This is a genomic window from Pontibacillus yanchengensis Y32 (assembly GCF_000770635.1).
GTDB lineage: Bacteria > Bacillota > Bacilli > Bacillales > BH030062 > Pontibacillus > Pontibacillus yanchengensis.
Map to the genome: position 1 here is coordinate 28,718 of NZ_AVBF01000006.1, position 16,804 is coordinate 45,521.

Annotated in this window: 18 protein-coding genes; 17 read left to right on the top strand and 1 reads right to left on the bottom strand. The window is 38.1% G+C overall.

What is annotated here, in order from left to right; all coding sequences use genetic code 11:
* Positions 1-79: 79 nt before the first annotated feature.
* Together acpP and rnc are read left to right on the top strand one after the other, a co-directional pair.
* On the top strand, positions 80-313 hold the full coding sequence (gene acpP, locus N782_RS03625) for an acyl carrier protein (protein WP_036816276.1): 234 nt from the start codon (positions 80-82) through the stop codon (positions 311-313).
* Positions 314-395: 82 nt separating this feature from the next.
* Positions 396-1,094: a ribonuclease III gene (rnc, locus tag N782_RS03630; protein WP_052111157.1), complete on the top strand. Its 699-nt coding sequence runs from the start codon at positions 396-398 to the stop codon at positions 1,092-1,094.
* A 977-nt stretch (positions 1,095-2,071) separates the two neighbouring features.
* Here rnc and N782_RS03635 read toward each other — a convergent pair.
* A complete protein-coding gene (locus N782_RS03635) occupies positions 2,072-2,302 on the bottom strand; it encodes a DUF1128 domain-containing protein (protein WP_036816293.1) in 231 nt (76 codons plus the stop codon).
* A 134-nt stretch (positions 2,303-2,436) separates the two neighbouring features.
* On the opposite strand from N782_RS03635, the gene smc reads away from it, so the two are divergent.
* The 15 genes from smc (at position 2,437) to N782_RS03710 (ending at position 16,684) form a co-directional block, all read left to right on the top strand.
* The gene (gene smc / locus N782_RS03640; protein ID WP_036816300.1) at positions 2,437-6,012 is read left to right on the top strand and encodes a chromosome segregation protein SMC; all 3,576 of its coding nucleotides are present in this window, start codon (positions 2,437-2,439) and stop codon (positions 6,010-6,012) included.
* Between the two features lie 17 nt (positions 6,013-6,029).
* Positions 6,030-7,112 (top strand): signal recognition particle-docking protein FtsY, encoded by a 1,083-nt coding sequence (ftsY, locus tag N782_RS03645; protein ID WP_202595664.1) that lies wholly within the window; start codon positions 6,030-6,032, stop codon positions 7,110-7,112.
* An 88-nt stretch (positions 7,113-7,200) separates the two neighbouring features.
* Entirely contained in the window at positions 7,201-7,524 is a 324-nt protein-coding gene (locus N782_RS03650; RefSeq protein ID WP_036816302.1) for a putative DNA-binding protein, read from the top strand.
* A gap of 13 nt (positions 7,525-7,537) precedes the next feature.
* A complete protein-coding gene (gene ffh, locus N782_RS03655; protein WP_036816304.1) occupies positions 7,538-8,890 on the top strand; it encodes a signal recognition particle protein in 1,353 nt (450 codons plus the stop codon).
* A gap of 136 nt (positions 8,891-9,026) precedes the next feature.
* The gene (gene rpsP, locus N782_RS03660) at positions 9,027-9,299 is read left to right on the top strand and encodes a 30S ribosomal protein S16 (RefSeq protein ID WP_036816307.1); all 273 of its coding nucleotides are present in this window, start codon (positions 9,027-9,029) and stop codon (positions 9,297-9,299) included.
* Between the two features lie 14 nt (positions 9,300-9,313).
* On the top strand, positions 9,314-9,541 hold the full coding sequence (locus N782_RS03665; protein WP_036816310.1) for a KH domain-containing protein: 228 nt from the start codon (positions 9,314-9,316) through the stop codon (positions 9,539-9,541).
* A gap of 225 nt (positions 9,542-9,766) precedes the next feature.
* A complete protein-coding gene (locus tag N782_RS03670) occupies positions 9,767-10,156 on the top strand; it encodes a YlqD family protein (RefSeq protein ID WP_036816312.1) in 390 nt (129 codons plus the stop codon).
* Positions 10,157-10,165: 9 nt separating this feature from the next.
* Positions 10,166-10,684, top strand: a complete 519-nt coding sequence (gene rimM, locus N782_RS03675) for a ribosome maturation factor RimM (protein WP_036816314.1) — start codon at positions 10,166-10,168, stop codon at positions 10,682-10,684.
* Positions 10,684-11,421: a tRNA (guanosine(37)-N1)-methyltransferase TrmD gene (trmD, locus tag N782_RS03680; RefSeq protein WP_036816316.1), complete on the top strand. Its 738-nt coding sequence runs from the start codon at positions 10,684-10,686 to the stop codon at positions 11,419-11,421. The genes rimM and trmD overlap by 1 nt, the downstream gene beginning before the upstream one ends.
* Before the next feature lie 132 nt (positions 11,422-11,553).
* Positions 11,554-11,898: a 50S ribosomal protein L19 gene (rplS, locus tag N782_RS03685; protein ID WP_036816318.1), complete on the top strand. Its 345-nt coding sequence runs from the start codon at positions 11,554-11,556 to the stop codon at positions 11,896-11,898.
* A gap of 95 nt (positions 11,899-11,993) precedes the next feature.
* On the top strand, positions 11,994-12,551 hold the full coding sequence (gene lepB, locus N782_RS03690; RefSeq protein WP_036816324.1) for a signal peptidase I: 558 nt from the start codon (positions 11,994-11,996) through the stop codon (positions 12,549-12,551).
* Between the two features lie 15 nt (positions 12,552-12,566).
* A complete protein-coding gene (gene ylqF, locus N782_RS03695) occupies positions 12,567-13,436 on the top strand; it encodes a ribosome biogenesis GTPase YlqF (protein ID WP_036816326.1) in 870 nt (289 codons plus the stop codon).
* Positions 13,437-13,716: 280 nt separating this feature from the next.
* Positions 13,717-14,499 (top strand): ribonuclease HII, encoded by a 783-nt coding sequence (locus N782_RS03700; RefSeq protein ID WP_036816327.1) that lies wholly within the window; start codon positions 13,717-13,719, stop codon positions 14,497-14,499.
* Positions 14,500-14,501: 2 nt separating this feature from the next.
* Positions 14,502-16,415, top strand: a complete 1,914-nt coding sequence (locus N782_RS03705) for a hypothetical protein (protein WP_036816329.1) — start codon at positions 14,502-14,504, stop codon at positions 16,413-16,415.
* Positions 16,412-16,684: an EscU/YscU/HrcU family type III secretion system export apparatus switch protein gene (locus tag N782_RS03710; RefSeq protein ID WP_036816331.1), complete on the top strand. Its 273-nt coding sequence runs from the start codon at positions 16,412-16,414 to the stop codon at positions 16,682-16,684. The genes N782_RS03705 and N782_RS03710 overlap by 4 nt, the downstream gene beginning before the upstream one ends.
* Positions 16,685-16,804: the final 120 nt, after the last annotated feature.

Sequence of the window (16,804 nt, forward strand, 5' to 3'; positions counted from 1 at the left end):
TTTTAAAGGAAAAAATCCAATCACCATCTAGTTTTTTTAACCTGAATCTTCTATAATTACTGAAGGGAGGTGAACAAGTATGGCAGACGTATTAGAACGTGTGAAAGGCATCGTTAAAGAACGCCTAGACGTTGACGAATCTAAGATTACCATGGAAGCTTCCTTTAAGGATGATCTAGAAGCTGATTCTCTAGATGTTGTTGAGCTTGTTATGGAACTTGAAGATGAGTTCGACATGGAAATCTCTGATGAAGATGCTGAAAAAATCGAGACAGTAGGAGATGCTGTTAACTACATAAACAGCAATCAATAACTATAGAGTTTGAAAGTCTCGCCCTTTTGCGAGGCTTTCTCTGTATTCTATCGTTTTCCATGAAATATAGAGAATAGGTGGCATGAAAACAGTGGATTTTCAAAACTTTCAAAAAAAGATAGGGATTACATTTCATAATCGATCTTTATTAGAACAAGCTTTCACCCATTCATCTTATGTGAATGAGCATCGCACCAAAGAATACGACGATAACGAGAGACTAGAATTTTTAGGTGACGCTGTTTTAGAATTGGCTATTTCTCAATACCTATTTCGAAAGTATCCAGAAATGGCAGAAGGAGAATTGACGAAGTTCCGCGCTTCAATCGTTTGTGAAGCCTCGCTTGTTCGTTTCGCAAATGATCTTCATTTTAGTGAGTTAATTTTCTTAGGTAAAGGGGAAGAAATGACAGGCGGTAGAGCGCGTCCAGCATTATTAGCTGATGTGTTTGAAGCTTTCATAGGAGCACTTTACCTTGACCAAGACTTCAATACAGTTATATCCTTTCTAGAACAATTCGTATATCCAAAAATTAAAAAAGGTGCTTTTTCGCATGCGATGGATTACAAGAGTCAGTTACAAGAAGTAGTCCAGCGAGAGCGTAACGGAAATATTGAATATGAAATTGTAGAAGAAAAAGGCCCAGCCCACAACCGCGAGTTTGTTGCACATGTGTTTATACAAGGTGATCGTACAGGGATAGGTCTTGGGCGCACTAAGAAAGAAGCAGAACAAAATGCAGCTAAAGAGGCATTACAAGCATTTGATGTTGAAGTTTAAGGGAAACCGTTATTGGTCTAAATAGGCTGATAACGGCTTTTTTGTGTTCGGTTATTGCTCCATTATGTTGAAGACTTGAAGTTGAGATAATTTGGGGATGATAAATGTTTCCGTTGCTTTAAATGGAATAAAGGTGGCCGTGGAACAACTCGCGTCCTGCCGGCGAGCTGGCAAGCCTCCTCAAGCCCAAAAGCGGGGCTTTGCGGGGTCTTGCCTACCTCTTTCTCCGGCGGGAGTCTCGTCGTTCCACGGCCACCTTTACTATTGTTGGGATGAACGGAAACATGGCCCGATTAGAGTGGGACTGTTTCGGAATTATGGTATTCACTAAGCGAGGAATGAATTATGACACAAGGTGATGCTATGCGGACATATAGTCTCTTATTCTTCGATTTAAAGGCTATTTTGCATTCGTAACGGACATACAGTAAGCTATTAAGCCAAAATCACCTTAATATAGTGTGTTTTTTCACAGATAAGGTATCATATGTCCGTTAGCCTCTCCAAAATAGGGTTTTACAGTAAATAAGAGCATATATGTCCGTAAGAAGATGTCCAACGCATTTTCGAGAGCCCGATCGTAATATTTCAGCAGGGATGGGTGGGAAACGGGGAGACTCCCGCGGGAGAAAGAGGTCGGCGAGATCCCCTGAGGGTGCATTTCCCCGAAGGTAGCTTGAGAAGGGGAGGTTCGACTAAAACCGTCACATCGTTTGACAACGTCGAACGACCCTACGTCATGTAGGGCCGCCCGCAGGACGCGAGCCGTTTCCCACCTATCCCTAACCCTTTTTATGTATCGGACCCACTCCCTCCCCAATAATATCTCGAATCCAAGTCTTCAAGATTATGCCTCAAATGTTGAACAACATCATTAGGGTTAAAAAAGAGCTACCTTAGTGTTAAAGGTAGCTCTTATCTGTTGTTGATCAGTTAATTTTTTAAGTTGCTTGTCTGTATTTTTTATAGGCAATTCACTATTCAACTGGTTTACGGAATTTACCTAGCTCGCTAACAACAGCTTGTATTTCGGAAACACTTAGTTGACCTTTCATTTGAACCATATCATACATCTCTTTAATCTGATCATAATATTGAAGATCATAATCTTCAGGTGCCATTAACCCTCTGTTTACTACTTGTAGGTTATCGGCTAAATAATTAATCATGTATTCAAGGTTTTCGCGGTTTGGTGTTGATAAGTCCATTTTTTCAGCTCCTCATTTACACTTTTCGAATGGTTTCTTCTAAGACCTCAATGTTTATGATAAAATAAATAAGTTGAAATTGAAAATACCATCTTAGAAAAATCAAAAAAGTAGAGTACATAGGAGGAAATAACATGTTCCTCAAACGTTTAGATACAGTAGGATTTAAATCGTTTGCAGATAGAGTCACAGTTGATTTTGTACCAGGAGTAACGGCAGTTGTTGGTCCCAATGGGAGCGGCAAAAGTAATATAACAGATGCTGTACGTTGGGTATTAGGAGAACAATCTGCAAAATCCCTAAGAGGAGCAAAGATGGAAGATATCATTTTTGCGGGAAGTGATACTCGAAATGGATTAAATTTCGCAGAGGTTACCCTAACATTAGATAATGAAGATCACGCATTACCAATAGATTATCAAGAAGTATCCGTAACCAGGCGAGTTTATCGTTCTGGGGAAAGTGAATTTTTCATTAATAAACAAACTTGTCGATTGAAAGATATTGTTGAGTTATTTATGGATTCAGGCCTTGGAAGAGAAGCCTTTTCTATTATTTCACAAGGTAAAGTAGAAGAAATTTTGAGCTCCAAAGCTGAAGAAAGAAGATCTATTTTCGAAGAAGCTGCTGGGGTTTTAAAATATAAACAACGCAAACAAAAAGCTGAATATAAATTAGCAGAAACACAAGAAAACCTAAATCGTGTGGAAGATATCATTTATGAAATTGATAACCAGCTAGAACCATTAAAAGAACAAGCTGCTATTGCTAAAGACTATCTTGAAAAAAAAGAAGAGTTAGAGCAACATGAGGTATCATTACTTGTAGCAGAAATAGAATCGTTACATGAACAATGGGAAACGATGCTTCAGGATATCGAGAACCAAAAAGAGCAAGAAGGCAAGGTTAGTACAACTATTCAAAATGAAGAAGCCAAGATTGAGGAAGAAAGAGGTCACATCCAAGCACTGGATGAATCTATTGAAGAGCTTCAAGAATCATTACTAATTCTAACTCAAGAATTAGAGAACCTAGAAGGGAAAAAAGAACTCTTATCTGAACGGCATAAGCACTATAGGGAAAACAAAACCAAGATGGAAGAAGACTTGGCCTCATTGAGACAGCAACAGCAACAAGAAGAGACAACTTATCAAGAGGAACAATCTAAACTAAAAGACTACCAAGAACAGCGCGATCAAACAAAAAAACAACTTGATGAAGTAAAAGAGAAACTAGTTAGTGTGAGTGAGAATCATGAAGAACTAATTGAAGAACTGAAAAGTGATTACATTGAATATTTGAATCAACAGGCTGCCAAGCGCAACGAGCAACAGTCTATTCAACAACAACTACAACAAACGGATGTGAAAAATACTCGTTTGGAGGATAAGTTTAAGGGGCTTTTAGAAGAGCGTACCCAGATACAAAACCAAAAGGAATCTGCTCAGGCAAGTCTTGATGAGAGTGCCGCTCAACGAAAACAAGCTGAGCAAGAACTCTCTACATTACAAGAACAATTAGATAAATCTAATGAGGATTATCAAGAGCAGCAATCTAAGCTTTATAAGGGATATCAACATATCGAAAAGCTACGTTCCAAAAAAGAAATGTTAGAGGAAATGAAGGAAGACTATGCAGGATTCTTTCAAGGTGTTAAAGAAGTGTTAAAAGCTCGTCAAAATAATGAATTGGAAGGTATTGAAGGAGCTGTGGCGGAATTAATTGATATTCCGGATGATTACCTAACTGCTATTGAAACAACGTTAGGTGCCCAAGCTCAACATGTGGTAGTAGATAATGAACAAAACGCAAGACAGTCGATTAATTGGCTTAAAAAGCACAATAAAGGGCGAGCAACATTTTTACCATTGCCTACAATACAATCGAAATTTATACCTGGCGAACGATTAACCGCAATTAAACAACACGAAGGTTTTATTGGAATAGCCTCCGAATTAATTCGATATGACAGGAAATATGAAACGGTCATTAAGCATCTCATGGGTCACGTAATCATTGCGAAGACACTAAAAGATGCTAATGAAATTGCGAGTGCAACTGGTAGGAAGTTTCGTATCGTGACGCTCGAAGGTGATGTTGTAAATCCTGGCGGTTCTATGACAGGTGGGGCTCAAAAGAAGAGTAATCAATCGCTTTTCACGAGAGAAAAGGAACTTGAAGAAATAAAGGATAGGCTTTCTCATTATGAGCAGAGAGCTCGTCAATTTGAACAAGAAGTTCAGAATTTGAAAGATAATATTACGAAAAAACAACAAGAGGTACGAACCCTTCAGGAGAAGCTAGATTCATATCGTACGGAAGAGCAGCAAATAAAATCTAATGTAAGAGAGCTAGAGCTCAAAGAACAAAATTTAAATGATCATCTCAAACTATACGATCAAGACAAAGCTCAATTTGAAACAGATTATAACCAGCTTCATGCCCGTAATGAAGAGTTATATAGTGAGCTAGAAGAAATAGATCAACAGTTGCAAAATGTTCAGAAACGAATAGATGAATTAACAGATCAACAAAGTTCTCAAAAAGCTAATGAAGAACAATTACAACAGCAATTAAATCAGTTGAATGTGCAATTTGCTGAGCAACAAACAAAGGTACAAAATCAACATGAAAAAACAACCACCTTACAAAATCAATTATCTGAGCGAAATGAAACAATACAAAAGCAACAAAAACATCTCGATGATTTACAACAATTAACTGATAATGGAGAAACCCAAGAAGACTTAGAAGAAAAAATTCAAGAAAAACGCAGCTATAAAGAGTCAAATTCTGAATTGATACAGAGTCGGCGTGAAGATCGAAATAAACGTTCACAGGCCATCGAAGATATGGAACATGAATTAAAAGAAATGAGACGGAATCATCAATCACTCGTTAACGACATTCAAGATAAGGAAGTTAAGTCAAACCGTTTAGATGTAGAGCTTGAAAATCGCCTAGAGCGCCTTAGTAATGAATACATGTTAACCTTTGAGAAGGCAAAAGCAACTTACCCTAAAACAGAGAACATGGAAGAAACACAGACGAAGGTAAAGCTGATTAAGCGCGGTATCGAAGAACTGGGTACTGTTAATCTAGGAGCGATTGAGGAATATGATCGTATTCAAGAACGTCATACTTTCTTAACAGACCAGCAAAACGATTTACTTGAGGCTAAATCAACGCTTTATAATGTTATTGCTGAAATGGATGAAGAAATGGAGCGACGTTTTGAGGAGACCTTCTCCCAAATCAAAGAACAATTCACTGTCGTCTTTAAGGAACTATTTGGCGGTGGACGAGCTGATTTACGCATGACTGACCCAGAAAATATACTTGAAACAGGAATTGAAATTGTTGCCCAACCCCCAGGTAAGAAACTTCAGCATTTAGGATTGTTATCGGGAGGTGAACGAGCTCTTACGGCAATAGCGTTATTATTTGCGATTCTTAAGGTACGTCCTGTTCCTTTCTGTGTTCTAGATGAAGTGGAAGCGGCATTAGATGAAGCAAATGTGAATCGATTTGCAAGATATCTAAAAGCATTTAGTGAAAAAACGCAATTCATTGTCATCACCCACCGTAAGGGAACGATGGAAGAAGCAGATGTGTTATATGGTGTCACAATGCCAGAGTCCGGTGTATCTAAGCTTGTGTCTGTGCGATTAGAGGAGACAAAAGAATTAGTTGAAGGTACAACAACATAATGAAAGGATGAGTGAAGATGAGTTTCTTTAAAAAGTTGAAAGAAAAGATTACAAAAAAAGAGGAAGAAGAACAAGATAATCTAGCTTCACCAGAAACTCAAGATGAAGGAGAAGCTGGAGAAGAAGTTGAAGCAGAAGAAAAGGAGAGCATCTCTGAAAAGTTCAAAGAAGGGCTTTCCAAAACTAGAAACTCTTTTGCGAGCAAGGTGAACGATCTAGTAGCTAAGTATCGTACAGTGGATGAGGAATTCTTTGAAGAATTAGAAGAGATTCTTATATCTGCTGACGTAGGTGTTAATACTGTGATGGACTTGATAGACGAACTGAAAATGGAAGTGAAACGTCAAAATATTAAAGATAGTTCCAAAATGAAAGAAGTCATTTCCCAAAAACTCGTAGAGATTTATTATGGTGATGATGATGAGGAGATTGAGGAGCTGCAATTAAATGAAGATGGGCTATCTGTTATTTTGTTTGTGGGTGTAAATGGTGTAGGAAAAACAACCACAATTGGTAAGATGGCACAACGATTGAAAGACCAAGGAAAAAATGTTGTTCTTGCTGCTGGAGATACATTTCGTGCTGGAGCAATTGAACAATTAGAAATCTGGGGTCAGCGTGTAAATGTTCCAGTTATAAAACACAGTGAGGGTAGTGACCCTGCTGCAGTAATCTATGATGGAATTCAATCAGCTAAATCAAAAGGTGCTGACGTACTTTTATGTGACACAGCTGGTCGTCTTCAGAACAAAGTGAATCTGATGAATGAGCTCTCTAAGGTGAAACGAGTTATTGAACGTGAGATTCCAGGAGCGCCTCATGAGTCGTTACTCGTGCTAGATGCTACAACAGGTCAGAATGCATTAAGTCAAGCTAAAACTTTCTCTGAGAGTACAAACGTTTCAGGAATCGTACTGACAAAACTTGATGGTACAGCTAAAGGTGGTATTGTCATGGCGATTCGAAATGAATTAGATATTCCTGTAAAATACGTAGGACTAGGGGAAAAAGTTACCGACCTACAGGCCTTTGACGCTCATGCCTTTGTGTACGGGCTATTTGCAGATATGCTTGAAGAACAGGAAGATCAATCCACATAATATTCAAGGTCTAGCCTTGACAGACCCCTATAAGATTTTGTACTATTTGTATATGTAAAGGCTTTTCACTTAACAAGGAGTGCTTGCTTTGCTTGAAAAAACAACACGCATGAACTATTTATTTGATTTTTATCAAGAATTGCTTACCGATAAACAGCGTAGTTACATGGAGTATTATTACCTTGAAGATTATTCTTTAGGGGAGATTTCAGACACATTCGATGTGAGTCGTCAAGCCGTTTATGATAATATAAGACGTACAGAAACCATGCTAGAAGAATATGAAACAAAGTTGCACTTGTATGAACGATTTCAAAAGCGGCAACAGTTACTCGATCAATTGAAAGATTCCATTCAACAAGGTAATGATGATGCATTAGACATCATTCATACACTTGAGAATTTAGATTAGGAGGACGGCTTATATGGCATTTGAAGGGTTAGCCGACCGACTGCAAAATACGTTTCAAAAGATAAAAGGCAAAGGTAAGGTTACCGAAGCTGATGTGAAAGAAATGACCCGTGAAGTACGTCTAGCATTACTAGAGGCAGACGTAAACTTTAAGGTTGTTAAAGACTTTATCAAGCGCATTAAAGAGCGTGCAGTAGGTCAAGAGGTCATGCAAAGTCTTACCCCTGGTCAGCAAGTAATCAAAGTGGTTAAGGAAGAGTTGACGGACCTAATGGGTGGGGAGCAAAGCAAGATTGCTGTTGCGAACCGACCACCAACGGTTATTATGATGGTTGGTTTACAAGGTGCCGGAAAAACGACTACTACAGGGAAGTTAGCAAACCATCTTCGCAAGCAGCATAATCGTAATCCTTTACTTGTGGCAGCGGACGTTTATCGTCCTGCAGCTATTAATCAGTTAGAAACATTGGGTAATCAGCTTGATATGCCTGTGTTTTCAAAAGGTACAGAAGCAAACCCTGTGGATATTGCAAATGAGGCTATTCAGCAAGCAAAAGACAACCACAATGATTATGTTATCATTGACACTGCTGGTCGTTTACACGTGGATGAGCATTTAATGGATGAACTACAGCAAATCCGTCAAAATGTTCAACCAAATGAAACATTCCTAGTAGTTGACGCAATGACAGGTCAAGATGCTGTTAATGTTGCTGAAACATTTAATGAACAATTAGATGTCACGGGCGTTGTACTAACCAAGCTGGATGGTGACACACGTGGTGGTGCAGCATTATCCATTAAGGCTGTAACGGATAAACCGATTAAATTTGCAGGTATGGGTGAAAAGCTTGATCAATTGGAGCCTTTCTATCCAGACCGTATGGCTCAACGTATTTTAGGTATGGGAGATATGCTCAGCCTAATTGAAAAGGCTCAAAATGAAGTAGATGAAGATCAAGCTAAACAGCTTGAACAAAAAATGAAGGACGCGTCCTTTACATTGGATGACTTCCTAGAACAGATGGGACAAGTCCGGAATATGGGACCTCTTGATGAACTCATAGGTATGATTCCTGGAGCCGATAAAATGAAAGGGCTCAAAAATGCACAGGTTGATGAAAAGCAACTCAACCATATTGAGGCCATTATTCAGTCGATGACCAAGAAAGAGCGAGAAGATCCAAGTATCATGAACGCAAGCCGAAAAAAACGTATTGCCAAAGGTTCGGGGCGCACAGTTGCTGAAGTGAATAGACTTCTTAAGCAATTTAGTGATATGAAGAAAATGATGAAACAAATGACCAACCAAAAAGGCAAAAAAGGCAAAGGTGGCGGAGGATTTAAGCTACCGTTCATGCAATAGCAAAAGTAGGCACCTAAGTCTTACACATTTTTTATAATGTAATGTAAAAACACTTTACACACTTTTGATTGTCTGCTACAATCTTTACTTGTGTAATGATATTATTTATGAATCAAAAATATGGAGGTTTTATAATATGGCAACAAAAATTCGTCTAAAGCGCATGGGTTCAAAGCGTAACCCTTATTATCGTCTAGTCGTAGCAGATTCCCGTTCACCACGTGATGGTCGTTTCATCGAAGAGATTGGAACGTACAACCCAACAGCTACTCCTTCAGAAGTAACTGTAAATGAAGAAAAAGCACTTGACTGGATGACAAAAGGTGCTAAGCCATCTGATACAGTACGCAACTTATTCTCAAAACAAGGCATCATGGAGAAATTTCACGCACAAAAAACTCAAAAGTAAAGTAGTGTGATATCATGAAAGCCCTAATTGAAACGATGGTTCGACCTCTAGTCGATTACCCTGATGAAGTTACTGTTCATGAGCAAGAAGAAGAGAATAAAATCACCTATCATCTATCTGTGCACAAAGAAGATGTAGGAAAAGTGATCGGCAGACATGGTCGTATAGCAAAGGCAATTCGAACTGTTGTCTATGCTGCGGCATCAAATTCAACGAAAAGAGTTTACTTGGATATCATGTAAAAAGGGGAGGGGAGACCTTTCCCTTTTTTTATAAGTAAAGAATAAATTGGTATTCTTTCTTTAATGGCTTACTTAAGTTCCTCTACATTGAGTTCTTAAGTATATATTCATTTACTGCTGTTAGGCTATCTAGAAGTAAGAAGAGGGATAATATAATACCTTGATTTCTTGCTACTTGTAATGGGTGTGAAAATCTAGTTCAAGAGGGATACGGAGGACAGAATCATGAGAATAATGAAAAAGGTTCCCGTTAAGCAAATACTTACTGAAAAGAGTAAACAAAAATTAGCCCATGATTTCGAGAAACAGAAGAACCAATTAGATCAAGAATGCCAGCAATTGTCTTTTGAAAAAAGAAAAATAGAAATGAAACAAAACGTATCTCGTGAAGAAGTGTCGAAGCGATTCCAACGTGAGATTGACCGTCGCAGAGAAAGAATACGTTGGGTTGAGTATAAGTTAGAACAGTTACAGGTGCTGCCTCTTGGTAGTGAAATAACAGAAGATGAAGTGGAGACACTTGTTGAAGTTAACGTAGGTGATGATTGGGAGATACTTATGAACGAAGGCGCCATCATAGTGGAAGATGGCAAAGTGATCAGAATTGATGAATAGGTGATGAGAATGGAAGAACAATTATTTACAGTAGGAAAAGTTGTAAACACACATGGAGTACGAGGAGAAGTTCGCGTCATCAAAATAACAGATTTCGAAGATCGATTTCAGCCAGGTAAAATTGTGTATTGGAAAGACGAAAATGATCAAAACATTACTAAATTAACAATTGATGGGCACCGAATGCATAAGAACTTTCACCTTCTTCATTTTCAGGGGTATGATGGACTAAACGACGTTGAACCGTTTAAAGGTGGCTCTCTGTCCATTACTCAAGAGCAGCAAACCCCTTTGGATGAAGGAGAATTCTATTACCATGAAATTATTGGTTGTCATGTCGTTACAACAGATGGTGAAGAAGTAGGAACCGTGAAGGAAATTTTATCTCCAGGCGCAAATGATGTATGGGTTGTTAAACGGAAACAACAAAAGGATGCAATGATTCCTTATATTGAACAAATTGTTCAAGAAGTGGACATGGAACGACAGCAGATTATCATTAATCCTATGGAAGGGCTGCTAGACTGATGCATATCGATATTCTTACACTATTCCCCGAAATGTTTGAAGGAGTATTAAATTCTTCGATTATGAAGCGGGCACAGGATATGAATGCCTTCTCCTATAACACTGTGAATTTTAGAGACTACACTGAAAGCAAACACAATAAAGTGGATGATACTCCTTATGGTGGAGGGGCAGGTATGGTACTGTCACCTCAACCTATATTTGATGCAGTAGATGCAGTAAAAGAGAAGTCTTCTCAAACTAAACCTCCTAGGGTGATTTTGTTATGTCCTCAAGGAGAGCCTCATTCACAACAAAAAGCTGAGGAATTGGCGCAAGAGGAACATCTCATCTTTTTATGTGGTCATTACGAAGGTTATGATGAACGTATTCGTACTCATCTTGTAACAGATGAAATTTCCATTGGTGACTATGTGTTAACAGGCGGAGAACTTGGAGCTATGGTCGTCATGGATAGTGTTGTAAGATTGTTGCCTAGTGTTCTTGGTAATGAATCATCAGCACCAGAAGATTCGTTTTCTAATGGTTTGTTGGAGCACCCTCATTATACTCGTCCTAGAGATTTCCGTGGGATGCATGTCCCAGAGGTATTGTTCTCTGGAAATCATGCTAAAATTGACGAATGGCGTCACCAACAATCACTTAAAAGGACTTATGAGCGGCGGAAAGATTTATTACAAGACTATTCATTGAGTAAAAAGGAAAAAGAATGGATAGAATCATGGAAAAATGAATGATCAAATATTGCAGTCAAAGTTTAATTATGGTATATTAAACCTTGTGCTTAAGTGATTGTACTTAAGAATAAAACGATGTTCCGCTGCTAGGTTATCCAGGCATGAGCATTAGTGAAGAGGAGTGAAAAAAGGATGCAAAACTTAATCCAAGAAGTAACACAAGACCAACTACGTACAGACCTTCCTAAATTCAAAGCAGGTGACACTGTAAAAGTTCACGTTAAAGTTGTTGAAGGCAATCGTGAACGTATCCAGGTTTTCGAAGGTGTTGTAATCAAACGTCGTGGCGGAGGAATCTCCGAAACATTTACAGTACGTAAGATTTCTTACGGTGTAGGCATTGAGCGTACATTCCCTGTACATTCTCCACGCGTTGATAAAATCGAAGTAAGTCGTCGTGGTAAAGTACGTCGTGCTAAACTTTACTATCTACGTAACCTACGTGGTAAAGCAGCACGTATCAAAGAACTTCGCTAAGATGACACCGAAAAAGGAGCTTGCATTGACAGGCTCCTTTTTGTTATCAATAGAACGAAAAAAATTCATTAAGAGTTTCTGTGGAGGGGTGAAGGGTGACTGGAAAACGAAGTGAATGGTTTGACTGGGTGAAAGCTCTAGGTATTGCCGCCGCAATTGCTATTATTATACGTGTGTTTTTGTTTTCTCCAGTTATCGTAGATGGGCCCTCTATGTTACCAACATTACATGATGGGGATTACTTAATAGTTAATAAAATAAGTTATACGATAGGAGATCCAGAGCGTTTTGACGTTGTTGTATTTCATGCAACAGAAACCCGAAATTATATCAAACGAGTAATTGGTTTGCCAGGTGAACATATTGAATACAAAAACGAAACGTTATTGGTAAATGGGAAACCTGTGAGCGAACCATTTATAAAAAATAGACTTCAACAGCTTAATGATAATCAAACATATACCTTCAATTTTTCACTTGAGGATTTACCAGGTGGATATCAAAAAATTCCTGAAGGGTATGTATTGGTATTAGGAGATAATCGAAATAACTCCACAGATAGTAGAAGATTAGGACTCATCCCAATAGAGCGGATTGTAGGGGAGGCTCAATTTAAAATTTGGCCACCGAGTCGGATTGGAACTGTGAACTGAAAAGGGTGATTGATTATGACTATTCAATGGTTTCCAGGCCATATGGCCAAAGCTAAAAGGGAAGTAGAAGAGAAGTTAAAGCTAGTAGACTTTATTATTGAATTAGTAGACGCTAGAGCTCCTTATTCATCTCAAAATCCAATGCTTCATCAAGTGTTAAATCAAAAAACGAAAATGGTCTTATTAATGAAGAAAGACCTAGCTGATGCACAAGTAACAGAACAATGGGTGGAATGGTATAAAGAGCAAGGAATCATTGCTCTACCTGTAGATGTTCAACAGCAAAAGGATATCCAAACAGTTGTGCAACAGGCAAAAGAACTTGGAAATGAAAAATTAGAAAAGCTCCGAAAAAAAGGAGTTCGCCCACGTCCAGCTCGTGCAATGATTATAGGTATTCCGAATGTAGGGAAATCTACATTGATTAATAGACTTGCAAAGAAAAAGATTGCAAAAATCGGGGACAAGCCAGGCGTTACACAAGCACAGCAATGGATAAAGGTGAAAAAAGACTTTGAGTTATTAGATACACCTGGGATATTGTGGCCTAAATTTGAAGATGAAATTGTCGGTTATCGTTTAGCGTCTATTGGAACAATTAAAGATAATATTTTACCTATTCCAGATGTAGCGGCATTTATAATTCGATTTCTACAAACGCATTATCCTTCTCTATTATTAGAGCGCTATGATCTCCCTCCTTCTATTGAAGAAATGGGGGAAGTGTTCGAGCACATTGGTGAGAAGCGTGGTTGTTTAGAAAGCGGTGGTAAGGTTAATTTTGATAAAGTAGCTGACGTTATCATCCGTGATTTACGATCTAACAAATTAGGTGCAATTACGCTCGAGACGCCTGCAGTAGTTGAACAAGAAGAAACAGAGTGACACATGGCTGACTCATACTGGGTCAGCCTTTCTTGCATGGATAGATATATAAGGAATGTTTGGTGCTGAGTGTTTGATCCGGTGGTGATTTACTCGCTTCCTGCGGACAATCGGTAAAGCCTCCTCGTTCGGCTTCGTCTCTCTTATGGAAGAACATAAAACTGTTTTAATATTATATCAACAATAAACTTTAATAAAGCGTTATTATTAATAGGCAATCCATTTATTTATACTTTACTATAGATAATAAAATCCGATATAAAGAAAAGTGGAGGATTATATGAAACCTGACTTAACAATCGCCCAGATTAAAGAACTTATCTATAATGGGAAGTTTACAGAAGATCAATACATAGCTTTTAAAAATGATAGCCGTAAAGGTGTTCAAAAATTAGTAGAGCAGTATGAAAAAAAGCAAGAACATAAACTAAAATTACAGCGTCAATATGAGGAAATGCAAGCGTTCGAGAATCACTACCTCCAAGAGGGGAAGCAGTTTATTGCAGGAGTTGATGAAGCAGGTCGTGGTCCTTTAGCTGGACCTGTAGTAGCAGCAGCAGTTATTTTGCCATCAGATTTTTACTTAGAAGGGCTAAACGATTCAAAGCAATTGACTGGAAGTAATAGAGCTCTCTTTTTTGACACGATAAAAAAGGAAGCAATTTCATATGGGATAGGTGTGATTCCCAGTGAAAAAATTGATGAAATAAATATACATGAGGCTACGAAGTTAGCAATGCATAAAGCACTCAACCAATTAGATCCTAATCCTGATCATGTATTGATAGATGCAGTAGAATTACCGGATATCAGGATAAGTTACGATGCATTAATTAAGGGAGATGCACGTAGTATTTCAATTGCAGCAGCAAGTGTGCTAGCTAAGGTAACAAGAGATCGCTATATGGAAACCCTCCATAATGCGTTTCCTGCCTATCAATTTGAAAGTAATATGGGATATGGAACGAAAAAACACATGCAAGCCATTCGAGAGCATGGAATAACTCAGTACCATAGACGTTCATTTTCCCCTGTCCGCAAAGCCATCTATGGAGGTGAATAATATTGTCCTCTACCATTACATCTCAACTGATAGAGACACTGAAATCTTCTAAAACACAGTCTATACAACAATCTCTTAAACCAGGCCAAATGATAACAGGAAAAGTACTAAAGCTTTACCCAAGCCAACGTGCACTCGTTCAGCTTGGTAATCAACAAGTAACTGCTCAGTTAGAAGCCGCCTTGAATCTTAATGGGAGGTATTTATTTCAAGTAAAGTCCAATGACCAGGTGGTCCAGTTACAAGTGATGAATGAAGCAGGGATGCAACACTCCGAAAAGCATACCACCCAGGTATTGCAGCAGTTAGGAATATCTTTTACGAAGAGTCGTGCCAATCTAGTACAGACGTTACTAAACCAAAACATTCCATTACAAAAAGGTGACCTTCTGAAGGCGATGAACTTAATGGAGAAATTCGGTGACCAAAAAGGTTTTAACCAAGTGATGGTAGATATGTTAAAACGAAAAATGCCTATTAAAGCTTCGATTTTTCAAGCATTACAGGCGAGAGTAGAAGGACAACAGTCATTATCTTCAACCCTACATTCTGTTGAAACAGATTTAGAAAACCAACCAACGACAAATCGTCAACAGCAATTATTACAACAAATAAAAACTGCCATGAACCGATCGACAACTAATTTTCCTCAACAGGTGCTTCATACGTTGAATGCTCATATAAACTCAGATCGATCGGAAAGCATACATGTATTACAAAAGGCTGGAATTATGGCGGAAGCTAATTCATTGCAAAATTTGAAGTCCCAAATGAACCATGTCACCCAAAATGCCTCAACAGATAAGGCCATACCGCAGGCATTATTATCCCAGATTACGAACAACAATAACTCATCTAGTGATATGGCAACGAGACTGTTAAATCTATTACAGCAACAGTTACCTCTTCAGGGGGGGAAGCAGCAACAGTTGCAACAATGGATATCAACTTTGACAAACATAGTTAAACCAGAGCAAGCTGGGAACACTCATAATAATATGGACCAAAAACAAGTAAATACGTTGCATCAAAAAGCGCAACAATTATTTTTTTCTAATCAAAATCAGGCTTTAACACAAGCTCTAAAAAATACTTTAAGTAGTGATGCATATAACGTATTGCAAGAATTTGCATCAAGTAAAAATCCAAAACAACTCCTACAACAACAATCAGCTTCTGTTTCAAATATGATGAGTCAATTTCAGCAGATTTCTGGAAAACAGTTAACTCAACAGCAAATGCAAGTATTAGTTGATTGGTTAAATCATGCAAAGCAAGATCAACCTCAACTATTCCAAGGGAGTAAAGAACAGTTTTACGTCCAGTTAAAGTCTTCGTTACAATCGTCAGGGATGAATCTTGAGAGTCAGCTTCTTCATAATCAAGACCATGTTAATCAATCATTAAAATCTACAGTATTACAAGCCATGCAAGATGGATCTAGTTCTCAGTTGACAGAGAAATTACAAACAGTCCTCCACCATCTGAATGGTATGGCATTAAATGTCCAGGAGAATGATCAATTGCTTCAAATGAATCTTCAGCTTCCAGGTGATTGGTTTGGTTTAGAACAAGATCTATTTATGGATATGGAAGGGAAGAAGAATGATAATGATGAGATAGATCCGGATTATTGCCATATACTATTTTATTTAGAATTGGGTTCTTTAAAAGAAACAGTTATTGATATGCGCGTTCAAAAAAGAATCGTTCAGCTTACTATCTTTTCAGATAACGAAAAAGCATCTTCTTTTATTAAACCTTTAAAGCCGTCTTTAGAACATGGTTTGGAACAAGTTGGGTATCAGGTCTCTACAGTCAGACATCGGTCTATCCATGAAAGTCAGCAGGAATCAAAAGTATCTAATTCAACATCTTCAACTTATCCTCAAGGAGGCTTTGATTTAAAAATATGAGTGAACAACAGAAACGAAAAGAAGCAGTTGCCTTAAATTATAATGCTGAAGAACTAGAAGCTCCTAAAGTTGTAGCAAAGGGGAAAGGAGAAATTGCTTCTAGAATCGAAGAAAGTGCTAAAGAACACGAGGTACCTATTCAAGAAGACCCTGCTTTAGTCAATTTGCTTGGAGAGCTAGATATAAATGAAACAATCCCAGAAGACCTTTATCAGGCTGTAGCGGAAGTATTCGCATTTGTATATCAAGTTGATAAACGGTCTGGATAGATTGTTAACTTAGGATTTTTACAAAGAGACCTATTTATTAAGAATTCTATTGATACATTAGTTTACATAATATAATTACAGTCACTTTATCTCGTTTTCTTGTGAGAAGAAAGAGAAAAT

Excerpts from the sequence above, each read along its gene's own strand:
- acpP (WP_036816276.1), top strand. The coding sequence starts at position 80 with ATGGCAGACGTATTAGAACGTGTGAAAGGCATCGTTAAAGAACGCCTA.
- rnc (WP_052111157.1), top strand. The coding sequence starts at position 396 with ATGAAAACAGTGGATTTTCAAAACTTTCAAAAAAAGATAGGGATTACA.
- N782_RS03635 (WP_036816293.1), bottom strand. The coding sequence starts at position 2,302 with ATGGACTTATCAACACCAAACCGCGAAAACCTTGAATACATGATTAAT.
- smc (WP_036816300.1), top strand. The coding sequence starts at position 2,437 with ATGTTCCTCAAACGTTTAGATACAGTAGGATTTAAATCGTTTGCAGAT.
- ftsY (WP_202595664.1), top strand. The coding sequence starts at position 6,030 with ATGAGTTTCTTTAAAAAGTTGAAAGAAAAGATTACAAAAAAAGAGGAA.
- ffh (WP_036816304.1), top strand. The coding sequence starts at position 7,538 with ATGGCATTTGAAGGGTTAGCCGACCGACTGCAAAATACGTTTCAAAAG.
- rpsP (WP_036816307.1), top strand. The coding sequence starts at position 9,027 with ATGGCAACAAAAATTCGTCTAAAGCGCATGGGTTCAAAGCGTAACCCT.
- N782_RS03665 (WP_036816310.1), top strand. The coding sequence starts at position 9,314 with ATGAAAGCCCTAATTGAAACGATGGTTCGACCTCTAGTCGATTACCCT.
- N782_RS03670 (WP_036816312.1), top strand. The coding sequence starts at position 9,767 with ATGAGAATAATGAAAAAGGTTCCCGTTAAGCAAATACTTACTGAAAAG.
- rimM (WP_036816314.1), top strand. The coding sequence starts at position 10,166 with ATGGAAGAACAATTATTTACAGTAGGAAAAGTTGTAAACACACATGGA.
- trmD (WP_036816316.1), top strand. The coding sequence starts at position 10,684 with ATGCATATCGATATTCTTACACTATTCCCCGAAATGTTTGAAGGAGTA.
- rplS (WP_036816318.1), top strand. The coding sequence starts at position 11,554 with ATGCAAAACTTAATCCAAGAAGTAACACAAGACCAACTACGTACAGAC.
- ylqF (WP_036816326.1), top strand. The coding sequence starts at position 12,567 with ATGACTATTCAATGGTTTCCAGGCCATATGGCCAAAGCTAAAAGGGAA.
- N782_RS03700 (WP_036816327.1), top strand. The coding sequence starts at position 13,717 with ATGAAACCTGACTTAACAATCGCCCAGATTAAAGAACTTATCTATAAT.
- N782_RS03710 (WP_036816331.1), top strand. The coding sequence starts at position 16,412 with ATGAGTGAACAACAGAAACGAAAAGAAGCAGTTGCCTTAAATTATAAT.